Source organism: Planomonospora sp. ID67723, assembly GCF_015711605.1.
In the GTDB taxonomy this organism is placed as follows: domain Bacteria; phylum Actinomycetota; class Actinomycetes; order Streptosporangiales; family Streptosporangiaceae; genus Planomonospora_A.
On sequence record NZ_JABTEZ010000006.1, the window covers coordinates 247,717 to 272,619 of the forward strand.

22 protein-coding genes are annotated in these 24,903 nt (G+C 71.9%); 14 read left to right on the plus strand and 8 right to left on the minus strand.

Features of this window, described 5'->3' with window-relative positions; all coding sequences use genetic code 11:
* Positions 1 to 42: 42 nt before the first annotated feature.
* The 4 genes from HS041_RS35700 to HS041_RS35715 are packed head-to-tail and all read right to left on the minus strand — an operon-like array spanning position 43 to position 4,300.
* Positions 43 to 1,140 carry an ABC transporter ATP-binding protein gene (locus HS041_RS35700; protein WP_307845614.1) on the minus strand — a complete coding sequence of 366 codons (1,098 nt, stop codon included), beginning with the start codon at positions 1,138 to 1,140 and terminating at the stop codon, positions 43 to 45.
* The gene (locus HS041_RS35705; protein WP_196445303.1) at positions 1,137 to 1,961 is read right to left on the minus strand and encodes a carbohydrate ABC transporter permease; all 825 of its coding nucleotides are present in this window, start codon (positions 1,959 to 1,961) and stop codon (positions 1,137 to 1,139) included. Before HS041_RS35705 ends, HS041_RS35700 begins: the two co-directional genes overlap by 4 nt.
* The gene (locus tag HS041_RS35710; RefSeq protein WP_196445304.1) at positions 1,958 to 2,872 is read right to left on the minus strand and encodes a carbohydrate ABC transporter permease; all 915 of its coding nucleotides are present in this window, start codon (positions 2,870 to 2,872) and stop codon (positions 1,958 to 1,960) included. Before HS041_RS35710 ends, HS041_RS35705 begins: the two co-directional genes overlap by 4 nt.
* Before the next feature lie 21 nt (positions 2,873 to 2,893).
* Entirely contained in the window at positions 2,894 to 4,300 is a 1,407-nt protein-coding gene (locus HS041_RS35715; protein ID WP_307845615.1) for an extracellular solute-binding protein, read from the minus strand.
* 184 nt (positions 4,301 to 4,484) lie between these two features.
* On the opposite strand from HS041_RS35715, the gene prcB reads away from it, so the two are divergent.
* The 7 genes from prcB to HS041_RS35750 all read left to right on the plus strand — a co-directional run bounded on the left by prcB (position 4,485) and on the right by HS041_RS35750 (position 11,452).
* Positions 4,485 to 5,333, plus strand: coding sequence for a proteasome subunit beta (prcB, locus tag HS041_RS35720; protein WP_307845616.1), 849 nt, complete (start codon positions 4,485 to 4,487; stop codon positions 5,331 to 5,333).
* A 27-nt stretch (positions 5,334 to 5,360) separates the two neighbouring features.
* On the plus strand, positions 5,361 to 6,161 hold the full coding sequence (prcA, locus tag HS041_RS35725; protein ID WP_196445305.1) for a proteasome subunit alpha: 801 nt from the start codon (positions 5,361 to 5,363) through the stop codon (positions 6,159 to 6,161).
* Positions 6,162 to 6,550: 389 nt separating this feature from the next.
* Positions 6,551 to 7,909 carry a Pup--protein ligase gene (pafA, locus tag HS041_RS35730; protein WP_196445493.1) on the plus strand — a complete coding sequence of 453 codons (1,359 nt, stop codon included), beginning with the start codon at positions 6,551 to 6,553 and terminating at the stop codon, positions 7,907 to 7,909.
* A 118-nt stretch (positions 7,910 to 8,027) separates the two neighbouring features.
* Complete coding sequence (locus tag HS041_RS35735; RefSeq protein WP_196445306.1) at positions 8,028 to 8,978, plus strand: FKBP-type peptidyl-prolyl cis-trans isomerase; 951 nt, start codon at positions 8,028 to 8,030, stop codon at positions 8,976 to 8,978.
* A gap of 200 nt (positions 8,979 to 9,178) precedes the next feature.
* Positions 9,179 to 10,216, plus strand: coding sequence for an FKBP-type peptidyl-prolyl cis-trans isomerase (locus HS041_RS35740; protein ID WP_196445307.1), 1,038 nt, complete (start codon positions 9,179 to 9,181; stop codon positions 10,214 to 10,216).
* Between the two features lie 58 nt (positions 10,217 to 10,274).
* A complete protein-coding gene (locus tag HS041_RS35745) occupies positions 10,275 to 10,916 on the plus strand; it encodes a helix-turn-helix transcriptional regulator (RefSeq protein ID WP_196445308.1) in 642 nt (213 codons plus the stop codon).
* Positions 10,917 to 10,948: 32 nt separating this feature from the next.
* Positions 10,949 to 11,452 carry a DUF3291 domain-containing protein gene (locus HS041_RS35750; protein WP_196445309.1) on the plus strand — a complete coding sequence of 168 codons (504 nt, stop codon included), beginning with the start codon at positions 10,949 to 10,951 and terminating at the stop codon, positions 11,450 to 11,452.
* On the opposite strand, the gene HS041_RS35755 is transcribed toward HS041_RS35750, so the two are convergent.
* On the minus strand, positions 11,371 to 12,465 hold the full coding sequence (locus HS041_RS35755; protein WP_196445310.1) for a DUF3866 family protein: 1,095 nt from the start codon (positions 12,463 to 12,465) through the stop codon (positions 11,371 to 11,373). The genes HS041_RS35750 and HS041_RS35755 overlap by 82 nt on opposite strands.
* Positions 12,466 to 12,506: 41 nt before the next feature.
* Between HS041_RS35755 and HS041_RS35760 the strand changes: the two genes are divergently transcribed.
* The 6 genes from HS041_RS35760 to HS041_RS35785 all read left to right on the plus strand — a co-directional run bounded on the left by HS041_RS35760 (position 12,507) and on the right by HS041_RS35785 (position 19,702).
* Positions 12,507 to 13,466: a helix-turn-helix transcriptional regulator gene (locus tag HS041_RS35760; RefSeq protein ID WP_196445311.1), complete on the plus strand. Its 960-nt coding sequence runs from the start codon at positions 12,507 to 12,509 to the stop codon at positions 13,464 to 13,466.
* Between the two features lie 85 nt (positions 13,467 to 13,551).
* A complete protein-coding gene (locus HS041_RS35765) occupies positions 13,552 to 14,520 on the plus strand; it encodes a helix-turn-helix transcriptional regulator (RefSeq protein ID WP_196445312.1) in 969 nt (322 codons plus the stop codon).
* 211 nt (positions 14,521 to 14,731) lie between these two features.
* A complete protein-coding gene (gene tatA, locus HS041_RS35770; protein ID WP_196445313.1) occupies positions 14,732 to 15,043 on the plus strand; it encodes a Sec-independent protein translocase subunit TatA in 312 nt (103 codons plus the stop codon).
* 49 nt (positions 15,044 to 15,092) lie between these two features.
* On the plus strand, positions 15,093 to 16,007 hold the full coding sequence (gene tatC / locus HS041_RS35775; protein ID WP_196445314.1) for a twin-arginine translocase subunit TatC: 915 nt from the start codon (positions 15,093 to 15,095) through the stop codon (positions 16,005 to 16,007).
* A 17-nt stretch (positions 16,008 to 16,024) separates the two neighbouring features.
* Positions 16,025 to 16,900, plus strand: a complete 876-nt coding sequence (locus HS041_RS35780) for a diacylglycerol kinase (protein WP_196445315.1) — start codon at positions 16,025 to 16,027, stop codon at positions 16,898 to 16,900.
* 72 nt (positions 16,901 to 16,972) lie between these two features.
* Positions 16,973 to 19,702, plus strand: coding sequence for a DEAD/DEAH box helicase (locus tag HS041_RS35785; protein ID WP_196445316.1), 2,730 nt, complete (start codon positions 16,973 to 16,975; stop codon positions 19,700 to 19,702).
* Between the two features lie 415 nt (positions 19,703 to 20,117).
* Here HS041_RS35785 and HS041_RS35790 read toward each other — a convergent pair whose 3' ends face one another.
* Positions 20,118 to 21,572 carry an RNB domain-containing ribonuclease gene (locus tag HS041_RS35790; RefSeq protein WP_196445317.1) on the minus strand — a complete coding sequence of 485 codons (1,455 nt, stop codon included), beginning with the start codon at positions 21,570 to 21,572 and terminating at the stop codon, positions 20,118 to 20,120.
* A 126-nt stretch (positions 21,573 to 21,698) separates the two neighbouring features.
* Between HS041_RS35790 and HS041_RS35795 the strand changes: the two genes are divergently transcribed.
* Positions 21,699 to 22,619, plus strand: coding sequence for a S41 family peptidase (locus tag HS041_RS35795; RefSeq protein WP_307845617.1), 921 nt, complete (start codon positions 21,699 to 21,701; stop codon positions 22,617 to 22,619).
* A 60-nt stretch (positions 22,620 to 22,679) separates the two neighbouring features.
* Here the strand turns inward: HS041_RS35795 and HS041_RS35800 are convergent, their stop codons facing one another.
* Both HS041_RS35800 and HS041_RS35805 read right to left on the minus strand, forming a co-directional pair.
* On the minus strand, positions 22,680 to 23,588 hold the full coding sequence (locus tag HS041_RS35800) for a 5'-3' exonuclease (RefSeq protein WP_196445319.1): 909 nt from the start codon (positions 23,586 to 23,588) through the stop codon (positions 22,680 to 22,682).
* A gap of 136 nt (positions 23,589 to 23,724) precedes the next feature.
* Complete coding sequence (locus HS041_RS35805; RefSeq protein WP_307845618.1) at positions 23,725 to 24,612, minus strand: PP2C family protein-serine/threonine phosphatase; 888 nt, start codon at positions 24,610 to 24,612, stop codon at positions 23,725 to 23,727.
* Positions 24,613 to 24,903: the final 291 nt, after the last annotated feature.

The window sequence follows — 24,903 nt, forward strand, 5'->3', positions numbered from 1 at the left end:
TCACGTCGGCGCTCTCACGTCGGCCCCCACGTCTCGGCGCCTTCACGTTCGCCCCCCTGCCTCGGCGTTCTCCTCCGGGCCGACCAGCCGGTCGTCGCGGTAGACCAGCGCGCGCCCCGGCCGGGGAACGGCCCAGGCCGGGGCGCCGATCGAGGGCTCCTCCCCCTCGGGGACGACGACCTGGACGAGCCGGTCCCCGCTCTCCAGGGTGACGAGGGTCGAGGGGCCGAGGCTCTCCAGGACGGCGACGGAGCCGGGGAAGCCGTCCGGGCGCGGAGTCGCCGACAGGTCGGCGTACTCGGGGCGGACGCCGTACACGACCTCCGCCCCGTCCGGCAGGCCGGGCGGGGCGGGCAGGACGGCTCCCGCGACGTGGAGAGCGCGACCGGAGCCTCCCCCGACGACCCTGCCGGGCAGCAGGTTCATCGGGGTGGAGCCGATGAAGGAGGCGACGAAGGTGGTGGCGGGCCGGTGGAAGATCTCGGCGGGGGCGCCGACCTGGGTGATCCGCCCGGCGTCCATGACGGCGATCCGGTGCGCCAGGGCCAGGGCCTCGCCCTGGTCGTGGGTGACGAAGACGGTGGTGACGCCGAGCTCGTCCTGCAGCCGCTTGAGGAAGGTGCGGGCCTCCAGGCGCAGACGGGCGTCGAGGTTGGACAGCGGCTCGTCGAAGAGGAACACCTTGGGGCGGCAGGCGATGGCGCGGGCCAGGGCGACGCGCTGCTGCTGGCCGCCGGAGAGCTGCCCCGGACGGCGGCCGAGCAGCTCCGACAGGCTGAGCCGGCCGGCGACCTCGGCCGCGGCGGCCTCCCGGCGGGCGCGCGGCACCTTGCGGATGCGCAGCGGGTAGGCGATGTTGGCGGTGACGTCCATGTGCGGGAAGAGGGCGTAGTCCTGGAAGACCATGGCGACGTCGCGCCGGCCCGGCGGGAGCGCGGTCACGTCGGTCCCGCCGATGGCGATCGTGCCGGAGGTGGGCGTCTCCAGCCCGGCGATGCTGCGCAGCAGCGTGGTCTTGCCGCAGCCGGAGGGGCCCAGCAGGGCGAAGAACTCGCCCTCGCCGACCTCCAGGTCGAGGGAGTCCAGCGCCCGGACCCCGCCGGTGAACACCTTGGTCAGGCCGTGCAGGGAGATCGTCACTGTTTGAGCCCTCCGTGGAGGCGGAAGCCGTACCGGCCGCTGACGAACAGGTACATCACCACCACCGGCAGCGAGTAGAGCAGCGAGAACGTGGAGATGAGGTCGAGGTTGGGCTGGCCGCCCTCGGTGTAGAGGGTGTAGAGGATCACCGCGCTGGGCGACTTGGCCGGATCACGCAGCAGGATGTACTGCATCAGGAAGCCGCCCCAGACGCTGGCCACGGCCCAGACCACGATGGTGGCCAGACCCGGACGCACCACCGGGACCACGATGTGCCGCAGGATCTGCAGCGGCGAGGCGCCGAACACCCGGGCGGACTCCTCGTAGGAGGTGGGGGTGGCGTCCATGAAGTCCTTCAGGATGAAGATCGCCGCGGGGAGCAGGCCGCCGGAGACGACGAGGATCACGCCGAGATGGGTGTCGATCAGGCCGAGCCGGGAGGCCAGCTCGAAGATCGGCACCATCGCGGCGGTGCCGGTGACGACGGAGGAGAGCAGGAGCAGCACGTACAGCAGGACGTCACGGCCGGGCACCCGGACGCGGGACAGGGCGTAGGCGGCCAGCGCGGCCAGGACGACCACGATGAGCGCGGCGCCGCCGGCCTGGATGACGGAGTTGCCGATGGAGCCGAGCGCGTAGGGGTTGTCGAGGACGGCGCGGAAGTTGGCGAGGGTGAACTCCGGGATGGAGACGGTGATGGAGGGGTGGGCGTCGAAGGGGGCGGAGGCCAGCCAGAGCATCGGCAGGGCGAAGAAGGCGGCGACGAGGGCGAGGAAGACGGCCGCGGCGATCCGGCCGAGGGCGTGGCGGACGGCGTTCATCCGGAGGCCTCCCGGCGGCCGGGGGCGAGGGCGGAGGCGGGGGCGCGGTTGCGGAGCAGGCGCAGATAGGCCAGCGCGAAGACGAGGTTGATCAGGAGGATGAGGAAGGAGACGGCGGCGCCGAAGCCGAGCTGCCCGCCGCGCAGCGCGGTGGTGTAGACGTAGAACGGCAGGATCTCCGAGCGCCCTTCCGGACCGCCCGCGGTGATGAGGAACGGCGTGAAGTCGTTGAAGGTCCACAGGCTGATCAGCAGCATGTTGGTCAGGACGTGGCCCTTGATGCGGGGCAGGACCACATCGCGTAGCTGCTGGAAGGCGGAGGCGCCGGCCAGGCGGGCGGTCTCCAGGTGGGACGGGGGCACGGTCTCCAGCGCGGCGGCGTAGAGCATCATCGAGAACGCGGTGCCCCGCCAGGTGTTGAACACGATGATCGACAGCATCGGGTGGTCGAGCAGCCAGGCGGCGCCCGGGGTGCCCAGCAGGGCGTTGAGGGTGCCGCCGTCGCGGTCCAGCAGAGCGATCCAGAGGAACGCCACGACCGAGCTCGGCAGGATCCAGGAGAGCAGCACGAGCCCTTCGACGACCCGCCGCACCGGCCCCCGCCGGCCGCGCAGCATCCACGCGATCGCGAACCCCAGCCCGGCCTGGCCGATCACGGCCGAGCCCAGCACGTACTGCACGCTCAGCCACAGCGAGTTGCGGAACCGGTCGTCACCGAGGGCGGTGGTGTAGTTCTCCACCCCCACCACCTGCGGGTCGGCGGCGGCCAGCCCGGTCAGCCGGTAGTCGGTGAGCCCCAGATAGATCGTCCACAGTGCCGGGAAGACCAGGAAGACCCCGATGAGCACGAGCGCGGGCAGAACGAACCCGACGGCCCGCCTCTTCCCCAGCCCTGCCGCGTCTGTGTTCACGGCGACGCTGCGCCTCGCGGGTCAGTCGGCGACGTTGCCGGGGCCACCGACGATCCCCTCCACCTTGGCCCGGTAGGCACTCGCGGCCTCCTCGGGCGGCGTGCCGGAGACCGCGGCGGCGGTGGCCTCCTGCAGGGCGGCCGAGACCTGGGGGTAGACGGCCAGACCGGGGCGGTAGGCGGTGACGGGCAGGACCTCATCGGCGATGAACGTCAGCATCGGGTCACCGGAGAGGACCTCGGCGTTGACGTCGGTGCGGGAGGTGACGCGGGCCGCCCCGGCGAGTTCCGCCTTGAGCGCCTCGGCCGAGTGCATGAACGCCAGCAGTTCCCACGCCTGCCGCGGATTCTTGGAGAAGGGGTTCAGCACCCGTACGGCACCGCCGGACATGCTGACGAAGTCCTGGCCGCGGATCCCGGCACCGGGCTCCCTGGCCGGGATCTTGGCATAGCCGACGACCTGGTCCCGGTCGGCCATCGGCGCCACGCCCGCCTTCGGCTCGACGACGGCCCGCCAGAAGTAGTCGCCCTCGGCCAGGATGCCGATCTTCCCGTCGGCGAACTCGGCGAAGGACTTGTCGCGGCCCTTGGCCTCCTGCTGCAGCTTTGGGTCGCCCAGGCCGCCGCCGTAGATCTGCCGGTAGAACGCCAGCACGTCCTTGAGCCCCTGGGAGGCGCCGGTCCACTTGCCGTTCGAGTAGACCTCGGTGCCGGTCCCGGCCAGCAGCGGCAGCGCGCCCTGCATCGTGGTCGCCTCGCCCATCGCGGTGCCCGCGTTGATCTGGATCGGAGTGACGCCGGGCAGCTTCTTCAGCGCGGTGCCCGCGTCGATGATCTCCTGCCAGCTCTTCGGCTGCCAGGAGCCGGGCAACCCCGCCTCGGCGAACAGCCGCTTGTTGTAATAGAGGACCCGGCCGTCGGTGCCCTGCGGCAGGCCGTACTTCTTGCCGTCGAAGATGCCCAGCCCCTGTACGGCCTGCGGGATCTGGCTCCAGCCCTCCCAGGCGTCCACGCCGGGCCCGCCCACCTCGGCGAGCGGCTTGATGTATCCGGCCTGGGCGAACTCGCCAACCCAGATCCCGTCGACGTCGATCACGTCGGCGCCGGTCCTCGACTTCAGATCCAGGGCGATCTTGGTCTTGTACTGCTCGTCGTCGACGCCGTTGGGCTGGAACAGCACCCGTACGTCGCGCCCGGCGGCCTTCTGCGCGGCCTCGAACCGGGGGATCACCCACTGCTTGATCCAGTCGGCGCTCGCCGCGTTCTTGCCGCCGGAGATCGCGTTGGCCGTGATGGTCAGGGTGACCGAGCCGTCCTCGGCCGGGGCGTCGGATCCGCAGGAGGCCAGAGCCAGGACGGCCGCCGCCAGGACCGCGGTCAGTGCCGCGACCGGTGTGGGTCGGGGGGCGGATCGGGGCGAGCGTCTCACGGTGACCTCCCAGGGAGGTGCGGCATGTCACGACAACTCGACAATTACACGGGCGTACTCGCGCGTAAAGATTCCGGGACGCGAACGGGGAGGGTTCGCGCTGGGCTGATCGAGGGAAGTGCATGCACCACAGCAACGTGAGTAGGGTCGGACCTTAAAGGAATGCACCTTTGGAGGGAGTCGCGTGGCATCGCACAGGGACCTGCCCGCCGGCATGGTGAGTCATATCTTCACGAACACCGGCAACTCCTCGTTCACCGAGTTCGTCGGGTCCTACGCGCCGGAGCTGCTGCCCGGCCGGAACGACACTCTGGCGGCCCCGGTCGGCGACCGGATTCCACACGCCACCACGATCGTCGCGGCGACCTGCGCCGGCGGCGTGGTGATGGCCGGTGACCGCCGGGCGACCTCCGGCAACATCATCTCCCAGCGGGACATAGAGAAGGTCTTCCGCACCGACGACTATTCGTGCATGGGCATCGCCGGGGCGGCGAGCACCGGCATCGAGATGGCCCGCCTCTACCGGGTGGAGCTGGAGCACTACGAGAAGATGGAGGGCCGCACACTCTCGGTGGCGGGCAAGGCCAACCGGCTCGCCACGATGATCCGCGGGAACCTCGCGATGGCGATGCAGGGTCTGGTGGTGGTGCCGCTGTTCGCCGCCTACGACCCCGAGGTCGACGGGGGCCGGATCTTCGGCTACGACGTCGGCGGCGGGCCCTACGAGCAGTTCCACCACCACGCGATCGGCTCCGGCTCGATCTTCGCGCGCGGTGCGCTGAAGAAGCTCTACCGTGAGGGGTCCTCCCCCGAGGACACCGTGCTCACCCTCATCCAGGCGCTCTACGACGCGGCCGACGACGACTCGGCGACCGGTGGGCCGGACGTGACCCGCAGGATCTGGCCGGTGGTCGCGGTGATCACCGCCGACGGCTTCCGCCGCCTGTCCGACGACGAGGTCGCCGAACACGTGCGCACGACGGTGGACGCCCGGATGACCGACCCCGACGGCCCCGTCGCTCCGCTGCGCTAACACGAGAGGAAGACCACCCCGGTGTCCATGCCTTTTGGATATGCGTCCCCTGAGCAGATCATGCGGGACAAGGCCGACTACGCGCGCAAAGGCATCGCGCGAGGCCGCAGCGTGGTCGTGCTCCAGTACGAGCACGGCATCCTGTTCGTCGCGCCCAACCCCTCCCGGGCACTGCACAAGATCAGTGAGATCTACGACCGGATCGGCTTCGCCGCGGTCGGCCGCTACAACGAGTTCGAGGCGCTGCGGCTGGGCGGCATCCGCTACGCCGACATCAACGGCTACACCTACGACCGCACGGACGTGACCGCGCGCGGTCTGGCCAACCTGTACGCGCAGAGCCTCGGGCAGATCTTCACCGAGTCGATCAAGTCGATGGAGGTCGAGGTGGTCGTCGCCGAGGTCGGCGACACCCCCGAGGGCGACGCGATCTACCGGCTGACCTTCGACGGCTCGGTTTTCGACGAGCACGGCACGGCCGCGATGGGCGGCCAGGCCGAGGCGGTCGGCACCCGCCTCAAGGAGCGCTACCGCGACGGCATGGTGCTGGCCGAGGCGCTGGAGACGGCGCTGGTCGCGCTGACCGAGCCGGGTGGCGAGCGCCCTCCGGTCAACCAGCTCGAGGTGGCCGTGCTCGACCGCAACCGGCCGCACCGCAAATTCCAGCGGCTCAGCGGTCCGAGGCTGGAGCAACTGCTCTCCCAGGCGGGGGCCGCCCCCGCGGAGCCCGCCTCCGCTTCGGGGACGGTCTCCGAGACCGGCTCCGGGGCGGCCGACACCCCGGCCACCGGTCCCGAGGGCGACATCGACACCGGCTCCGGCGCCTGACCTGCCCGGCGGGGGGTGCGGCGGGTTCCGTCGTGCCCCCGTCGTGCCCCCACCGGGCCCCCGTCGTGCCACCGCCGCGCCGCTCGCGGCAGGCCGGACCTCACAGGGGCCGGTGGGAAAAGGAGAATCTCCCCTCCGTGAACCTGCTTACGCCCCCGTTGGCGGGGGCATAAGATCCGCGACCGAAAACCCCACTCATCCCTCCCACGCGAGAGGCTCGGCGAATAGTGTGAGGCAGTGACCCCTCCGCTCCCTGCAGGGAGCGGCTTCTCGCCACCTTCGACCGGGGGAGGCGACGGCCGGACCCTGACCGTTTCAAAGGTGTGGACCGCAACAGGGAAGCGATTCCTCTGCCGGGCGGACCCGGCAGTCCCCTCGCTAGGAGAATGATGGACCGTCGCATCTTCGGGCTTGAGAACGAGTACGGCGTCACCTGCACGTTCAGGGGACAGCGGCGGCTGTCGCCCGACGAGGTCGCGCGCTACCTGTTCCGCCGGGTCGTCTCCTGGGGACGGTCCAGCAACGTCTTCCTCCGCAACGGCGCACGCCTGTACCTGGACGTGGGCAGCCACCCGGAGTACGCCACCCCCGAGTGCGACAACGTCGTGGAACTCGTCACGCACGACAAGGCGGGCGAGCGCATCCTGGAGGGCCTGCTCGTGGACGCCGAGAAGCGGCTCCGCGAGGAGGGCATCGCCGGAGACATCTACCTGTTCAAGAACAACACCGACTCCGCCGGCAACTCCTACGGCTGTCACGAGAACTACCTCGTGGGACGGCACGGCGAGTTCGGCCGCCTGGCCGACGTGCTGATCCCCTTCCTGGTCACCCGGCAGATCGTCTGCGGCGCGGGCAAGGTGCTGCAGACGCCGCGCGGGGCGGTCTACTGCGTCTCCCAGCGGGCCGAGCACATCTGGGAGGGCGTCTCCTCCGCCACCACGCGCTCCCGCCCCATCATCAACACCCGCGACGAGCCGCACGCCGACGCCGAGCGCTTCCGCCGCCTGCACGTCATCGTCGGCGACTCCAACATGAGCGAGACGACCATGCTGCTCAAGGTCGGCGCGACCGATCTGGTGCTGCGCATGATCGAGGCGGGCACCGTGATGCGCGACCTGTCGCTGGAGAACCCGATCCGGGCCATCCGCGAGGTCTCCCACGACATGACCGGTCGCCGCCGGGTGCGCCTGGCCAACGGGCGGGAGGCGTCCTCGCTGGAGATCCAGCAGGAATACCTCGCCAAGGCCCGGGACTTCGTCGACCGGCGCGGTGGTGACGAGATCAGCCACCGGGTGCTGGAGCTGTGGGAGCGCACGCTCAGGGCGGTGGAGACCGGCAACCTGGACTTGGTCGCCCGGGAGATCGACTGGGTGACCAAATACCAGCTGATCGAGCGCTACCGCAGAAAGTACGACCTGCCGCTCTCCAGCCCCAGGGTCGCCCAGCTCGACCTGGCCTACCACGACGTGCACCGCCGCCGCGGCCTGTTCTACCTGCTGCAGAAGCGCGGCGCGGTGGAGCGGGTGGCCTCCGATCTGAAGATCTTCGAGGCCAAGTCGGTGCCGCCGCAGACCACCCGGGCGCGGCTGCGCGGGGAGTTCATCCGCAGGGCGCAGGAGAAGCGGCGCGACTTCACCGTCGACTGGGTGCACCTGAAGCTCAACGACCAGGCGCAGCGCACCGTGCTCTGCAAGGACCCCTTCCGCAGCGTGGACGAGCGGGTGGACAAGCTCATCGCGGGCATGTGACGGCCGCCGCGGCCCGGGCCGGCGGCCGGGCCGCGATGCCCTCCCTTTTCCTTACCGCGCCCGTACACCGGTGTCGGATAGGGTGGCGCGAACCTGACGTCTGCTTGAGGGATACCGAATGCGCCGCCGCAGCCTGGCCGTACTGGCCGCCGTGCCCCTGTTGTTCGCCGTAGCGTGCGGCACCGAGGAGCCTGACCGGCCCGCCGGTGGCAGCGGCCTGAAGGTGACGGGTGAGATCGGCAAGAAGCCGAGCGTGGTGTTCCCGTCGGGCGCGCCCGCCACCAAGTCCTCCGAGGAGACGGTCAAGGACGGCTCCGGCACGGAGTTCAAGATCGGTGACAGCGTCCTCGTCAACTACACGGTCTTCACCTGGGACGGCAAGACCAACGCCCCCGTCGGTTCCACCTACGACGCGGGCAACCCGGAGACCATCGCGGTCAGCGAGCAGCTGCCGTCGGTCCTGAAGGACGTGTTCGTCGGAGCCAAGCCCGGCGGCCGTCACCTCGCGGTCGTGGCCCCCGACAGCCTGACCAAGGAGCAGCTCGAGACCGCCAAGCAGCAGGGGCAGGACAAGCTGACCCAGGTGTTCGTGCTGGACATGGTCGGGCTGGAGCCGAAGGCGCCCAAGCCCGTCACCGTCGAGGGCAAGGCCGTCGACCCCGGAGTCAAGGGGATCACGGTGAAGAACCCCGAGGCCGGCAAGGCTCCCACACTGACCACGAAGACCGGCGAGAAGGCTCCCAAGGAACTGGTCAGCAAGGTCGTCATCAAGGGCACCGGCCCGGTCGTGAAGTCCGGGCAGAAGCTCATGGCCCACTACATCGGCAAGATCTGGGGCACCGACAAGCAGTTCGACAGCAGCTGGGACCGCGGTGAGCCGGCGACCTTCGGGATCGGCGTCGGCCAGGTCATCAAGGGCTGGGACGACACGCTGGTCGGCCTGCCCGTCGGCACCCGGGTGCTGCTGAGCATCCCGCCGGACCTCGGTTACGGCGCCGAGGGCCGCGCTCCGGACATCAAGGGCACCGACACCCTCGTCTTCCTCGTGGACATCGTCGGCGCCTACTGAGCATCCCGGAGTCGGAGGGGCGCCCGCCCGGCGTCCCTCCGGCCCGTCGTGACGCAGGGCGCCCGGCGGGGCTCCGGCGCCCTGCCGGGTTGCCCGCCCCCGGCCCCAGTAGCCCGGCCGCGCCTCGGCGCGGCCGGGCTACTGACATTTCTCCCAATAGGGCGTTATGGTGAGCGGATCCGCCGAACCAGGGGAGTCGGATGCGTATTCGGGCCCTGCTCACCGCGTCTTTCGCCGTGTCCACCGCTGTGCCCTCCGGTGGTCCCCCCGCCGTGCCCCCCGCCGTGTCCACCGCTGCGCCCTCCGCTGTGCTCCCCGTCAGGTCCTCCCGCAGGCGCTTCGCCGCGCCCGTGGCCGCGGTCCTCCTCGCGTCCGCCGCCGGCTGCACGTCCGGTGACGGCGAGGTCGCCCAGAGCGTGCGGGCCGAGAGCTCCTTCGGAGCCAAGCCGGCGATCACCTTCCCTGAGGGCGAGCCCCCGGTGAACCTGCAGGTCGGCGAGCAGATGACCGGCACCGGCAACGTGATCGAGGCGAACGACCTGGTCGTCGCCCACTACACCGCGCACGTGTGGGACGGGGAGGACAACCGGCTGCTGGCCTCCAGCTTCAACCAGGGAGCCCCGGCCTCCTTCCCGCTGAGCCAGTCGATCACCGGCGTGAGCAAGGCGCTGCGCGGCCACCGGGTGGGCAGCCGCGTCGTCGCCGCCATCCCGCCGGGGGAGGGCTACGGTCCCAACCCGCCCGGCGGGATGACCGCCGGCGACGCGCTGTTCTACGTGATCGACGTGCTCGGTGCCTTCTCTCCCGGGGCCGCCGCGACCGGCGCCGGCGGCCCCGGCGAGCTGGCCGGAGTCAGGGTCACCGGTGGCCCTGGCGAGCGCCCGGCCCTCACCCTCCCGAAGGCCGGGCCCCCGGCCGGGTTCCGGGCCGAGATCCTCGTCCACGGCAAGGGCGCGAAGGTCAAGCCGGGGCAGCTCGTCGTCACCCAGTACGAGGGCAGGGTCTGGGGAGCGGCGACCTCCTTCGAGTCCACCTGGGCGGCCGGGCGGCCCAAATCCTTCACGATCGGCAACGGCAGCGTCATCAAGGGCTGGGACCGGGCGCTGACCGGCGTCCCGGTGGGCAGCCGCGTCGTCATGGTTCTCCCGCCGGGGCTCGGCTACGACAAGGGCCTGCCGCCTCTGATCAAGCCCGCTGACACCCTCGTCTTCGTCGTCGACGTCCTCGCGGCCTACTGAGGGCCGCCGGGGACGCGGCCCGCCCGCCGTACGGCCGGGCGGGCCTAGACTCCGGGCTGTGAGCAGCGATGACCTCGGCGCGGTGGCGACCCTGCATGATCCCGTACGGCGGGCGGTCTACGAGTACGTGATCTCCCGGGGGCGGGAGGTCGGACGCAACGAGGCCGCCGAGGCGGTGGGGGTGCAGCGCACGCTCGCCGCGTTCCACCTGGACAAACTGGTCGAGGTGGGGTTGCTGGAGGCGGGGTTCAAGCGGCTGGGAGAGAAGACGGGGCCGGGCAGCGGGCGCCCGGCGAAGGTCTACCGGCGGGCGGCGGGGGAGTGGCAGGTGAGCGTCCCGGCCAGGGACTACCGCACGCTCGCGCTGGTGCTGGCCGAGGTGGTGGACCTGCTCGGCGGGGACGAGCGGGCGGAGGAGGCCGCGCGGAAGGCCGGCGGCAGGCTCGCGGGCCGGGGGGACGACCTCGGCGAGACGCTGCGCCGGCGCGGCTACGAACCCTACGAGGAGGACGGAAGCCTGCGCCTGCGCAACTGCCCGTTCCACGTGCTGTCCGAGGAGCACCCGCTGCTGGTCTGCTCGATGAACCTGGCGCTCTGCCAAGGGCTGCTGGAGGGGATCGGGACCGATCCCGCGCGGGCCAGACTCGATCCGCGGCCGGGGGAGTGCTGCGTGAGCTTCTCTATAAATAATGAGAATTGACATAGAAGGCCCGGGGATGGTCTGCTGAGGTCATGCATCTGGCACAGCTGAACGCCGCCCGTCTGCGGGCTCCCCTGGACTCCCCGGAGATCGCCGAGTTCGTCGACCTCCTCGAACCGATCAACAAGGTCTCCGACGAGGCGCCCGGGTTCGTGTGGCGGCTCAAGGAGAGCGAGGACCCCCGGGAGACGGTCCACCACGACTACGGTGACGACCTGGTGATCAACTTTTCGGTCTGGGAGTCGCGCCAGGCCCTGTGGAACTTCGTCTACCGCAGCGCGCACCTGCCGGTGCTGCAGCGGCGCAGGGAGTGGTTCCTGCACATCGCGGAGCCGTACTCGGTGATGTGGTGGATCCCCGAGGGGTACATCCCCTCCCTCGCGGAGGGCATGGAGCGGCTGGAGCTGCTCAGGCGTGAGGGCCCCACCCCGGAGGCCTTCACCTTCAAGGACTTCTACGAGGCGGAGGCCGCCGGGTCCGCCGGAGGCAGCAGCGAGGCCGCCAGCCTGCCCGCCGCGGCAGAGGTCAGGAAGTAGGCCAGGTCTTCCTCCAGGCCCCGTCCCATGGTGGACAGCCGCACCGGTGAGTCCTTCAGCGCCTCGTGCAGCCCGTCCACGGAGACCGGGACCAGCTCGTGCCGATCACCCAGCGGCAGGGCCTGCTCGGCCACCCGGCCGCCGAAGTCGCCCGGCAGCTCCGGCACCGCCACCAGGGCGGGGGCCAGGGCGACCCGGCCGTAGGCGGTCAGAGAGTGGTGGGACAGGCCCAGGTGCCGCTCGCGCAGGTCACCCTCGCTGACCCGCAGCGCCGCGACCGGGCGGCCGGAGAGCGCCGCGGCGGCGTTGACCGCCTCTCCCGCCGAGACTCCGGAGAACCCCCAGCGGGTGCCGCTGCCCAGGTTGCCCGGCCCCTGGGTGACGATCGCCACGTCCGCCCCCAGGACGTACCGGGCCGCCAGCAGGCCGGTGTGCGTGGTGACCGCCTCCACGTCACCGCCGAAGGCCTGGCCGACAGTCACCGTCCCGCCCAGCCAGCCCGCCTCCTTCAGCTGCGCGCACGACATGGAGAACCACGCGGGCAGCGCGCCCCCGTCGAGCATCACGTAGGCGACGCGGGCGCGCGGGCGGGAGCCGTACAGGCCGCACAGGATCGCCGGGAGCGCCGAGTGCAGGTCGGCGACGACGACCGGCATGCCGTCCAGGGAGTCGGCCTCCCTCAGGACCTCGTGGTGGGGGGAGTCCTGCTCGTCGGCGCCGAGCACGGTGGCCTGCAGCGGGGTGTAGCGTGCCTTCACCAGATGTCCGGGTCCGTCTGGATCTTCCGGCAATCGGTCGGGGATCGCCACCACCATGGCGTAACCTCCCGTACCGAGACCCATCGCGAGCGCGGTCGTGTTCAACAGGACCGTGTCGCCGGGTTCCGGGCGTCCGACCAGGGCGGGATAGGCGAGTGCACGCGCGCCGCCCTCCCCGGTGACGACGTCGAGTTCCACCGCCCCCGGCCATTCGCGCCGGATCCGCACGACCTCGCCCCTGCGCCATCTGATCACGGGGGGCAGAGTAGCGTCATTTGAACAGGGAGGGAGGCCGGATGTCGCGCCGGAAGACCGAGCGGTTGCTGAACCTTGTGATCTGCCTGCTCGCGACGAGGCGGCCGCTGAGCGCCGAGCACATCCGCCATGCCGTACCCGGCTACGATTCGGCCAACGACGAGGCCTTCCAGCGGATGTTCGAGCGGGACAAGAACGAGCTGCGCGAGATCGGCATTCCGATCGAGGTCCAGAAGGACCCCTGGGAGGAGGATCCGGGCTACCGGATCGTCCGGCAGGCCTACGAGCTGCCGGAGATCACCCTGGAGCCCGACGAGGCCGCCGTGGTGGGCCTGGCGGCGCGGGTGTGGCAGCGGGCCAGCCTGGCCGAGGCGGCCAGCGGGGCGCTGCTGAAGCTGCGCGCCGGGGGAGTGGAGACCGACGAGACCGGCGGCATGCTCGGCGGCGCGCTGGAGCTGCGGGTGGACACCCAGGATCCCGCCTTCCCGGCGTTGTGGGAGGCCGTGCGCGACCGCCGTCCGGTCCGCTTCCCCTACCGCGTCGCGGCCGGCGAGAGCGTGCTGACCCGCACGGTGGAGCCGTGGGGGGTGGTCAGCCGTCGCGGCCGGTGGTACGTGGTGGGCCACGACCGCGACCGCGACGCGCCCCGGGTCTTCCGGCTCAGCCGGATCAGCGGGCCGGTCGTCCCCGCGGGCCGCCCGGGGACCGTGACGGTGCCCGAGGGCGTCGACCTCAAGGAGATGGTCGGCTACCGTGACGACGGCCCGATGGTGGAGCGCGCCGCCGTCATCCGGGTCCGCGAGGGCGCCTGCCAGGGGTTGCGCCAGGTGGCGAAGGCCGTACGGCCCGCCGGTGAGGGCTGGGACGAGCTGGAGCTCGCCTTCTCCGACTCCGAGCGGCTGGCCGGGTGGGTCGCCGGGTTCGCCGCCGACGCCGAGGTGATCGGGCCGCCGGACGCCCGCGATGCGGTGATCCGCCGGTTGAAGGGGGCCCTGGCGTGAACGGCCCGGCCGCAGCGAACGAGGAGTGCGAGCGAGTGAAGAGCCCGAGGGAGACCGGTGCGGTGAGCGGCGCGGTGAGCCCGAGATGAGCACGGCCGACCGGTTGCCGAGGTTGCTGGCCCTCGTGCCCTATCTGATGTCCCATCCGGGGGCGCAGGTGCCCGAGGTCGCGAAGATCTTCGGGCTGAGCGAGAAGCAGCTCATCGACGACCTGCAGCTGGTGTGGATGTGCGGGCTGCCCGGCCACACCCCCGGCGACCTGATCGACGTCTCCTGGGACGGCGGCGAGATCGTCATCGACAACGCCGACACGATCGCCCGCCCGCTCCGCCTGGGGGTGGACGAGGCCAGCGCGCTGCTGGTGGCGCTGCGGATGCTCGCCGAGATGCCGGAGTTCGGCGAGCGCGACGCGCTCTCGCGGGTCATCGCCAAGTTCGAGCAGGCCGCGGGGGAGGGCGCCGCCACGGTCAGCAGCCAGGTCGCGGTCGAGGTGGACGCCACCCCCGACGCGCTGCCCGCGGTCAACGAGGCGCTGCGGCGCGGCCGGAGGCTCTCGCTGCGCTACTACGTGCCGGGCCGCGACGAGATCACCCCGCGCGAGGTCGACCCGATGCGGCTGGTCGTGGTGGACGGGCGCTCCTACCTGTCGGGCTGGTGCTACCGGGCGGAGGCGGTGCGCCTGTTCCGGCTGGACCGGATGCTCTCGGTGGAGGTGCTCGACGTGACCGCGGCGCCGCCGGCGGACGCGGTCCCCGACGAGGTGACGCCCGGGGTGTTCCGGCCCTCGCCCACCGACGAGCTGGTGGAACTGGAGCTCACCCCCGCGGGCCGCTGGGTGGCGGAGTACTACCCGTGCGAGCACGTCGAGGAACTCGGCGAGGGCCGGCTGCGGGTGGCGCTGCGCGCCCGTGACCAGGGCTGGCTGCTCCGGCTGGCGCTGCGGCTGGGGGACACCGGCCGGGTCGTCTCCCCCGTCTCGCTGGCCGAGACCGTGCGGGAGGCCGCGGCGGCGGCGCTGAGCCGCTACGAGTCCGTCTCCGGCAGGGCGGGCTGAAGAGCGGGGAACGGGGCTCCGAGACGACGGCGGGCCGTCGCGGGCCGGTTTTCCCGGCCCGGACCGAATCGTTACCGCCGCTTTCCTCATCCCGGTAGAGGGGGTTCATCAGCAATAAGGGGACAATTCAGGCGCGGGAGGGGTGAGACTGCACCCCGGGCAGCGTACGATCGGCACAGAGACTGCATGTCGCTCGGCTTAAGGATGTGTCATGCCCAACCTGGGAACCACTGAGCTGATCATCATCGGGTTGATCCTGGTGCTGCTGTTCGGTGCCAAGAAGCTGCCGGAGGCCGCTCGCGGGCTCGGCCGGTCGCTGCGCATTTTCAAGTCGGAGACCGCCAAGCTCCGCGACGACGACGAGCCCGCCACGGTCGTGCAGGCGCAGCAGGTGGCCCCGGCTCCGCAGCAGATCGCGACCCCGGCGCCGGCCGCCGAGCCGTCCGCCGAGGAGCAGGCCCGCGTTCTGGAGGAGCAGGCCGCCAGGCTGCGCGCTCAGGCCGGTGCCCAGAAGCCGCAGTAGGCTTCAGCCCACCACCTGATCACTTCACTCCTCGGAGCGGGATTCGCGAATGGCACTGCTGAAATGGCCCAAGCCGGGCCGTAACGGGTCCGTGTCGTCCGAGGACGCGGCCGAAGGGCGCATGCCGCTCATGGAGCATCTCCGCGAGCTGCGCAACCGGCTGGTCGTCGCCCTGCTGGGCCTGGTCGCGGGGATCGTCCTCGGGTTCGTCTTCTTCGACCCGATCTGGACCTTCGTCTCCGGGCCTTACTGCGGCCTGCAGCAGTCGCAGCAACTGCGGGGGGAGTGCACGTTCCTCATCCTCGGCGTCTTCGAGTCGTTCTTCGTGAACCTCAAGGTCGCCGCGATGTTCGGACTGGTCGTCACCTCCCCGCTCTGGCTCTACCAGATCTGGGCGTTCGTCACGCCGGGCCTCTACCGCAACGAGAAGCGCTACTCGCTGACGTTCCTGGCGATCGCCGTCCCCCTGTTCCTGGCCGGCGCCGCCCTGGCCTACTTCGTGATGGACACGGGCCTGGCCATCCTGCTCGGCTTCGCGCCGGACAACGCGGTCACGACCATCACGCTCGACGAGTACCTCGGCTACGTGTTGGTGCTCCTCATCGTGTTCGGCATCTCCTTCGAGCTGCCGCTGCTGATGGTCTTCCTCAACGTCATCGGGGTCCTGCCGCGCGCCACGGTCGCCAAGCACCGGCGCATGGTCATCTTCATCATGTTCGTCTTCGGCGCGATCGCCACTCCGGGCGGCGACCCGTTCACGATGATCGCGCTGGCGCTGCCGATGGTGATCCTGTTCGCCCTCGCCGAGGGGGTCATGCACCTGCGGGAGAAGAGGGCTCCCAAGGGCGAGGACTTCTCCCACCTCTCCGACGACGAGGCCTCCGAGCTCCCGGACGACGCCGGCCTCCCGGGCGATGACTCTCCTCTCGATTTGAATACGAACGGCACCGATCCGGCCCGGTAGGCGATAAGTTCCGGTTTGTGCCCGGAGAGATCGCCGTCCTCGTCAACCCCGCCGCCCGCGGCGGCCGCTCGCGCGGCCTGCTCGCCCCGGCCCTCGACCGGCTCCGGCGGGGCGGCGCCGAGGTCTCGGTGATCGTCGGAGACTCCCCCCAGGACGCCCTGGAGCGCGCCTGCACCGCCGTCGCCGAGCGGCCCGACGCGCTCGTGGCCTTCGGCGGCGACGGCCTGGTCCATCTCGCCGTGCAGGCGGTGGCCGGCACCGACGTGCCGCTGGGCATCATCCCCGCCGGAACCGGCAACGACATCGCCGACGCGCTCGGCCTGCCGAAGAAGGACCCCCTTGCCGCCGCCGACGTCGTGCTGCGCGGCCGGGTCCGCACGGTCGACGCCGCCAGGGTCGGCCAGGACGAGTGGTTCGCCAGCGTGCTCTGCTGCGGCTTCGACTCCCGGGTCAACGAGCGGGCCAACCGGCTGTCCTGGCCGCCCGGCATGGCCAAGTACCTCGTGGCGCTGGTGGAGGAACTGCGCAGCTTCACGCCGATCCCGTTCCGGATCGACCTCGACGGGGAGGTGGTCGAGCGCGAGGCCATGCTCGTCGCGGTCGGCAACACCCGCTCCTACGGCGCCGGGATGCGGGTCTGCCCGGACGCCGTGCCCGACGACGGCCTGCTGGACGTGATGATCCTCGGCGCCGTGCCCAAGGGCCGGTTCCTGCGCGCCTTCCCCAGCGTCTACAAGGGCACCCACGTCGGCCACCCCGCCGTCACGATCACGCGGGCCCGCAGGGTGGAGCTGCAGGCGCCCGACGTGGTCGCCTACGCCGACGGCGAGCGGATCGGCCCGACCCCCCTGGTCTGCGAGGCCGTCCCCGGCGCGCTGCGGGTGCTGACCTGAGCCCTCCGGTGTGAACGCCGGTCCCGTCGCACGGCGGACGGACCGGAATTGCGATATCGGTAGGCTGAAGGTATGACGACGCCTGCGGAACGCTACGCCGCCTTCCGTCAGAGCCAGGCCGAGAGCGGGCCGGCGCTGACCTCGTTCCGGGCTCTTTACGACTTCCAGCTGGACGACTTCCAGCTGGACGCCTGCCGCGCGCTGGAGGCCGGCGACGGGGTGCTGGTGGCCGCCCCCACCGGATCCGGCAAGACCGTCGTGGGTGAGTTCGCCGTCCACCTGGCGCTGGAGCAGGGGCGCAAGTGCTTCTACACCACCCCGATCAAGGCGCTCTCCAACCAGAAGTACAACGACCTGGTCAAGCGGTACGGCGCCGCCAAGGTCGGCCTGCTGACCGGTGACAACAGCGTCAACGGCGAGGCCCCGATCGTCATCATGACGACCGAGGTGCTGCGCAACATGCTCTACGCCGGGTCCAACACCCTGACCGGGCTCGGCTTCGTGGTCATGGACGAGGTGCACTACCTGGCCGACCGGTTCCGCGGCGCGGTCTGGGAAGAGGTGATCATCCACCTGCCCGAGTCGGTGCGGCTGGTCGCCCTGTCGGCCACGGTCAGCAACGCCGAGGAGTTCGGCGAGTGGATCGGCACCGTCCGCGGCGACACGTCGGTCATCGTCGACGAGCACCGCCCGGTCCCGCTGTGGCAGCACATGCTCGTCGGCCACCGCATCTACGACCTGTTCGTCACCGACGAGCACGGCGAGCGGCCGCTGGTCAACCCCAACCTGCTGCGCCTGTCCCGCGACGAGGAGCGCCAGGCCTACGGCAGGGGCCGCCGCGGCTACCCCCGCCCGCGCCGGCCCGGCCCGCCCAACCGGGCCGAGGCCATCGAGCGGCTCGACGCGGAGGGCCTGCTGCCCGCGATCACCTTCATCTTCTCCCGGGCCGGCTGCGACGCGGCCGTCCTGCAGTGCGTCTACGCCGGACTGCGGCTCACCACCGACGCCGAGCGCCACGAGATCCGGCAGATCGTGGACGAGCGCACCGCCCACCTGCCCGACGAGGACCTGGCCGTGCTCGGCTACCTCGAGTGGCGCGACTGCCTGGAGCGCGGCCTGGCCGCCCACCACGCGGGCATGCTCCCGACCTTCAAGGAGGTCGTGGAGGAGCTGTTCACCCGCGGTCTGGTCAAGGCCGTGTTCGCCACCGAGACCCTCGCGCTGGGCATCAACATGCCCGCCCGCTCCGTGGTGATCGAGAAGCTCGACAAGTGGAACGGCGAGACCCACGCCGACCTCACTCCCGGCGAGTACACCCAGCTCACCGGCAGGGCCGGGCGGCGCGGCATCGACGTCGAGGGTCACGCGGTGGTCCACTGGCAGCCCGGCATGGACCCCCTGCACGTCGCGGGCCTGGCCAGCACCCGCACCTACCCGCTGCGCTCCAGTTTCCGCCCCTCTTACAACATGGCGGTCAACCTCGTCGGCCAGGTCGGCCGGGAGCGCGCCAGGACGCTGCTCGAGTCCTCCTTCGCGCAGTTCCAGGCCGACCGCGCGGTGGTCGGCATCGCCAAGCAGCTGCGCCGCCACGAGGAGGCGCTGGAGGGCTACCAGGAGGCGATGACCTGCCACCTGGGCGACTTCCCCGAGTACGCCGCGCTGCGCAGGGCGCTGTCGGACCGCGAGGCCGAGCTGTCGCGCCAGCGCGGCGCGGCCCGCCGGACGCAGGCACTGCGCTCACTGGAGGCGCTGCGCCCCGGCGACATCATCCGAATCCCCGGCGGGCGCCGCGCCGGGCTGGCGGTCGTGCTGGACCCGGGCCTCAACTCCCGGGGCGAGGGGCCGTCCCCGCTGGTGCTCACCATCGGCAAGCAGGTCAAGAAGCTCTCGGCGGCCGACTTCCCGGTCCCGGTGGAGCCGGTCGAGCGTCTGCGCATCCCGAAGAACTTCAACTCCCGCTCCCCGAAGGAGCGGGCCAACCTGGTCTCCTCCATGCACGCCAAGATCGGCGACCGCGACTTCGGCAAGCCGCCGCGCGCCCGCGACCACGCCGCTGAGGACGAGGAGATCCTGCGCTTGCGCCGCGACATCCGCAGGCACCCCTGCCACGGCTGCGACGACCGGGAGGACCACGCCCGCTGGGCCGAGCGCTACTACAAGCTGCTGCGCGAGACCGAGGGCCTGCGCCGCAGGGTCGAGGGGCGCTCCCACGTCATCGCCCGCACCTTCGACAAGGTCTGCGGGGTGCTCGACCAGCTCGGCTACCTCGACGGCGAGACCGTCACCGCCGAGGGCCGCCGCCTGGCCCAGCTCTACACCGAGCTGGACCTGCTCACCGCCGAGTGCCTGCGCGCCGGACTCTGGAACGATCTCGACCCGGCCGAGCTGGCCGCCTGCGTGTCCTCGCTGGTCTTCGAGTCCCGCCAGGCCGACGAGGCCCGCCAGCCGAGGATTCCGGCGGGCGGCGCCCAGCAGGCGCTGGCGACGATGGTCCGTCTCTGGGGCGAGCTGGAGGCGATCGAGAGCGACCACGGGCTGTCGTTCATCCGGGAACCCGACTTCGGCTTCGCCTGGGCGGCCTTCCGCTGGGCCAAGGGCCACAGCCTGGACGCCGTGCTCGGTGACGGGATCAACGGCTCGGAGCTGGCCGCGGGCGACTTCGTGCGCTGGATCAAGCAACTGCTCGACCTGCTCGGCCAGATCTCCGACGCGGCCCCCCGGGACAGCAAGATCAGGCAGACCGCGGGCAAGGCGATGGACGCGCTCCGGCGTGGCGTGGTGGCCTACTCCTCCGTCAACTGACCGGTCCCCCGGGCCGGGGCGACCGCGTCTCCCGGTTTCCGGGAGGTCACCGGCGGCCGGGGGCGGGCCGCGCCTCGTGGTGGTCGGCTGTGGCCGTCCGGCCAACACCTTGTCACGCAGAGTGAGCGCAACGTAACCCCGAGGTCTGTTTTCCGGCGGGCCGGAGCGGAAATCCCCATGTCGAGACCTGTCGGTTCGTTTTCCTTCAGAGAGATCCGCCCCATCAGGCCGGCCCTGCCCCGTCCCGCCGGATCGGCCCCGAGAGATCCACCCCATCGGATCCACCCACGAAAGGAGCGCTTCCGCCAGAGAGTCCGACCCCCGCTGAACGAGGCCGCGTCCGGAGTCCCGGACGCGGCCTTGTCCGTCCGCCGGTGCGGGACGGGCCCGACCGCGGAAGGGGGCCGCTCCCGCGTCAGGCCAGGCTGAAACGCACCTCGCGGGTGGCGGGGTCGGCGCGCGTCAGCCGTACCCGGACCCGCTCGCCCAGAGGGAGCCGCTCGCCGTCGCAGCGGGCGACCACCGGCGGGTCGGAGATCTGGACCTGACCTCCCGGCCTGCCCTCCTCGGTGTCGATGACCACCGCGTCGAACGTCTGGCCCACTCGCTCGCGCAGCACGAACGCCTCCACCAGGTCCACGCACGCCCGCTCCGCCGCGCCCGCGCGTCGCCCGGTGGCCCGCATCCTCTCCGGCAGCCCTCCCATGACCCGCTGCACCTCGTCGGGGACCGGCTCGCCCGCCGCGATCGCCAGGCACACCTCGGTGGCGTAGCGGTCGGCCAGGCGGCGCAGCGGGGCGGTCACGTGCGCGTACGGCGCCGCCACCGCCGCGTGGGCCGCCTCGGCCGGGGGCTCGCCGTTGAACGCCACGTAGTCGGCCCCGCGCAGCAGCACCATCGACTCCTGCAGGAACGCGGCATGCTCGGGGACCGCGGGATCGAGGGCGTGCACGACCTCGCCGTAGGAGTCCTCCGACGCCCACGGCACGCCGAGGGCGTCGGCCATCCGGCGGACCCGGGCCACCTCGGCGTCCGGGGCGGGCGGCAGCACCCGCAGCAGGCCGATCTCGGCGTCCAGCATCATGGTGGCGGCGGCCATGCCGGTCAGCAGGGAGATCTGCGCGTTCCACGCCTCCGACTCCAGCGGCCTGCGGACCACCACCCGGTAGCCGTCCCCGTCGGGGACCACCCTCCGCTCTGGGGTGGGCAGCGCGACGCCGCCCCTGGCCCGCTCCAGCTCCAGCCGGAGCCTGCCGATCTCGGCCAGCAGCCGCAGCGTGCCGTCGGCGGTCCCGGTCTCCACGGCCGTCTGGACGTAGTCGTAGTCGAGCCGCTCTCGGCTGCGCACCAGCGCCCGCGTCACGTCGGCGCCCACGGTCCGGCCTTCGGCGTCCAGATCGATGCACCACAGCGCGGCCGGACGGGTCGCGCCGGGCAGCAGGCTGGCCGCGCCCTCCGACAGGACGGGCGGGTGCAGCGGGATCCGCCCGTCGGGCAGGTAGACGGTCTCACCCCGCTCGCGCGCCTCGCGGTCGATCGCCCCGTCCGGGCGGACGAACGCGCCGACGTCGGCGATGGCGTACCACACGCGGTAGCCGCCGGGGCGCTCTTCCAGGTGCAGGGCCTGGTCGAGGTCCATGGAACCGGGCGGGTCGATCGTGATGAACGGCAGGTCGGTCCGGTCGGCTCCGGGCAGCCGGGGCACCTCGGCGACCCACTCGGCCTCGTCGATCACGGCGCGGGGGAACTCCGCCGGCAGCTTCAGCTCCCGGCGGATCCGCTCGAAACCATCGTCGAGTCTCGGACGGGACTCTCCGGACACTCGGATGCTCGTGTACGGCACGGCGATCAACCTACCGTTCCTCGTCATGTCGGCCTCATCGGACACTCTGGATGGGCGGGTAATCCGCTGGCTGACTTCCCTCGGATGCCCCTAAGGTGAACGCTCATGCCTAAAGATCGCCGATCCGGTCATATCAATCTTCTCTGTGACCAGGTGCTCACCTATTACGTCTTCCCCGAGGTGGCCCGGGACATCGTGGGCGTGCTCCGCGCCCGGCTGGACGAGGGCCGCTACGCGGGACTGGCGGACGACGAGGCCTTCGCCGCCGCGGTGACCGAGGACCTGCAGTCGGTCAACGGGGACAAGCACCTGCGCCTGCTCTACAGCGTCGACCCGATCCCCGAGCAGGAGGGCGACGAGTTCTTCGACGCCGCCCTCTACCGTGCCGAGACCGAGCTCGCCGGGCACGGGTTCGCGCGCGTCGAGCGGCTCGACGGCAACGTCGGCTATCTCGACACCCGGCAGATGGCGCGCGCCGATGTCGCCGGGCAGGCCGCGATCGCCGCGATGAACCTGGTGGCCTTCACCGACGCACTGATCATCGACGTGCGCCGCAACGGCGGCGGCGACCCGGCGATGGTCGCGCTGCTGTGCAGCTACCTGTTCGACGAGGCGACCCACCTCAACGACATCTACGACCGCCCGAGCGGCGACACCGCCCAGTCCTGGACGCTGCCTTTCGTGCCGGGACCGCGCTTCGGCGGCACCAAGCCGGTCTACGTGCTCACCAGCGGAACGACCTTCTCCGGGGCCGAGGAACTCGCCTACGACCTGCAGACCCGCAAGCGCGCCACCGTCGTCGGCGAGCGGACCAGGGGAGGGGCCCATCCCGGCGTGCGCTACCGGGTGGACGCCCACCTGAAGTCGGCGGTGCCCTCCGGCCGGGCGATCAATCCGGTCACCGGCACCAACTGGGAGGGCGTCGGGATCGCCCCGGACATCGACCTTCCCGCCGAGCGGGCCTTCGACCACGCCTACGGCCTGGCCCTGCGGCACGTGCTGGAGCTCGGGGACGAGGGCGCCCGCCGCGGCGTGGCGGCCGAGGCCCGGCAGGCGCTCGCCCGCCTGGGCTGAGCCGGGTGGGTCCGCCCCGGGCCGCGCCGGACAGGCCCGCCGCAGGGCCGGCCGGGTCGGTCAGTCCTGCCAGGAGAGGGCGGCGGCCAGCCGCTTGAGCGGGCCGCCGAGGCCGTACCGGGTGCCGAGGGCCTCCAGCGCCCCCGGGTCGCGGGGTTTGACGGGGAGGACGAGGTCCATCTCCGGGACCGGCGCGTCGGCCGCCACCCGGACCACCTCGGGGGCGACGGCGAGGTAGTCGCGTGCGGCGGCGAGTTTGGCCCGCTGGGCCGCGGTCAGCCCGCCGCCGTCGCCGTCCGCGGCGGCGAGCAGGGCCGTCAGCGATCCGAACCGGGTGATCAGCGCCGCGGCGGTCTTCTCGCCGACCCCGGGGACGCCGGGCAGGCCGTCGCTGGGGTCCCCGCGCAGGACGGCGAAGTCGGCATAGGCGCGGCCCGGGATGCCGTATCTCTCGGCGACGGCGGCCTCGTCGACGGGCTGGACGTTCTTGACTCCCCTCACCGTGTAAAGGACGCGGACCGGCCGGACGTCGTCCACCAGCTGGAACAGATCCCGATCACCGGTGACGATGTCCACCCCGCCGGCCGAGCGGGCCGTGAGCGTGCCGATGACGTCGTCGGCCTCGTAGCCGGCCACCTCCAGGCGGGCGAGGCCCGCCGCGTCCAGGACCTGCTCGATCACCGGCACCTGCGGGGCGAGCGTGTCCGGGATCTCCTCCCCGCCGTCCGCCGCGACCCGGTGAGCCTTGTAGGACGGGATGGCCGTGACCCGGAAGGCGGGCCTCCAGTCGGCGTCCATGCAGGCGGCCAGCTCGTCGGGGGAGTGGTCCCGGACCAGCATGGCGATCATGTCGACGAGGCCGCGGACCGCGTTGACCGGCATCCCGTCCGGGGCGGTCACCGATTCCGGTACCCCGTAGAAGGCGCGGAAGTAGAGGGAGGGCGTGTCGAGAATCATCAGTCCGGGCATGGCGCCCATTCAACCAACCGGCGCTGACATCCGGGAGGCGCTCCGGGGCCGGGTCCCGGAGAGCGGGCGCGGCCCCGGACGCCGGAGCCGCCCCCGGTGACGGGCTCGCGGCCCCGGGCGGGCTGCCGTCCGGGCGCTATCCGAGCACGTCGACCGCCAGCAGGCAGACGTCATCCTCGGGAATGCCCCCGCAGGCCGTCTCGATCAGCCGGTCCAGCCCGGTGCCCAGATCGCCGCGGGGGAGACCCTCCGCCGCGTCCAGGACCAGCGCGAGGCCCTCGTCGATGTCGCGGGCGCGCCGCTCGACCAGCCCGTCGGTGAACAGCAGCAGCCGGTCCCCCGTGCGCAGGCGGACCTCGGCCGGTTCGTACGGCAGGCCGCAGCCGCTGCCGAGCAGCACCCCGGCGGGCGGGTCGAGCTGGACGGCGGCTCCGTCGCGGACCAGGACCGGCGCCGGATGCCCGGCCTGCCCCCAGGTGAACACGCCGGTGGCCGGGTCGAGGAGCCCGACGACCGCGGTGGCCGTCGTCTCGGGCATGCGCTGCAGGACCAGCCCGTCGAGCCAGGCCAGCAGCCGCCCGGGGGACGCGCCGGTCATGGCCAGGCCGGTCAGGGCGTGGCGGAGCCGGGTCATCCGGGCGATCGTCGGCAGGCCGTGCCCCGCCACGTCGCCGATGGCCAGCACCGCCCGCCCGTCGGGCAGGAGGCCGGCGTCGTACCAGTCGCCGCCGAGGCCCGTCCGGGCGCTGGCCGGGACGTAGCGGACGGTGACACGAGCGTGCGGGAGGTCGATCGTGGTGCCGGGACCGGGCATGACCGCCTCGCGCAGGGCGGTGCTCACGTGCCGTTCCTCGGCCGCCTGCTCGCTGATCTCCAGGAGCCGCTGCCGGGAGTCGGAGGCGGCCCGCTCGGCGCAGGCGAGCCGGGCGGCGAGGACCCCGCTCTCGGCGGCCGCGCGCCCGGCCGGCTCGTCGCCGGGCCGTTCCATCGTGGGGACGGTGGCCGGGGACGCCGGACCGGTCACCTGATCACCACCGGGTACGGGCGGGTCTCCGGGCCGGGGAGGGCCAGGCATACGGTCTGCATGGTTCGTCCTTGTTCGTGCCGAGGATGTGGCCGGTGGCGCGCCGGGGCGGACGGAGACGCCGGCGACGGGTGCTTCCGGGACCGCTCTGCGGGGGTGGTGCCCTGTCTTCACGGCCGTCGAAGCTTTTCGGGGCCTTCAGCCAGGGAGGTCGACGCGGACGCTCTGTCGGCGAAACGTGAACGTCATTGCACGGAGTGTAGTGACGGGTTCGTACCAGCGCCAACCTTT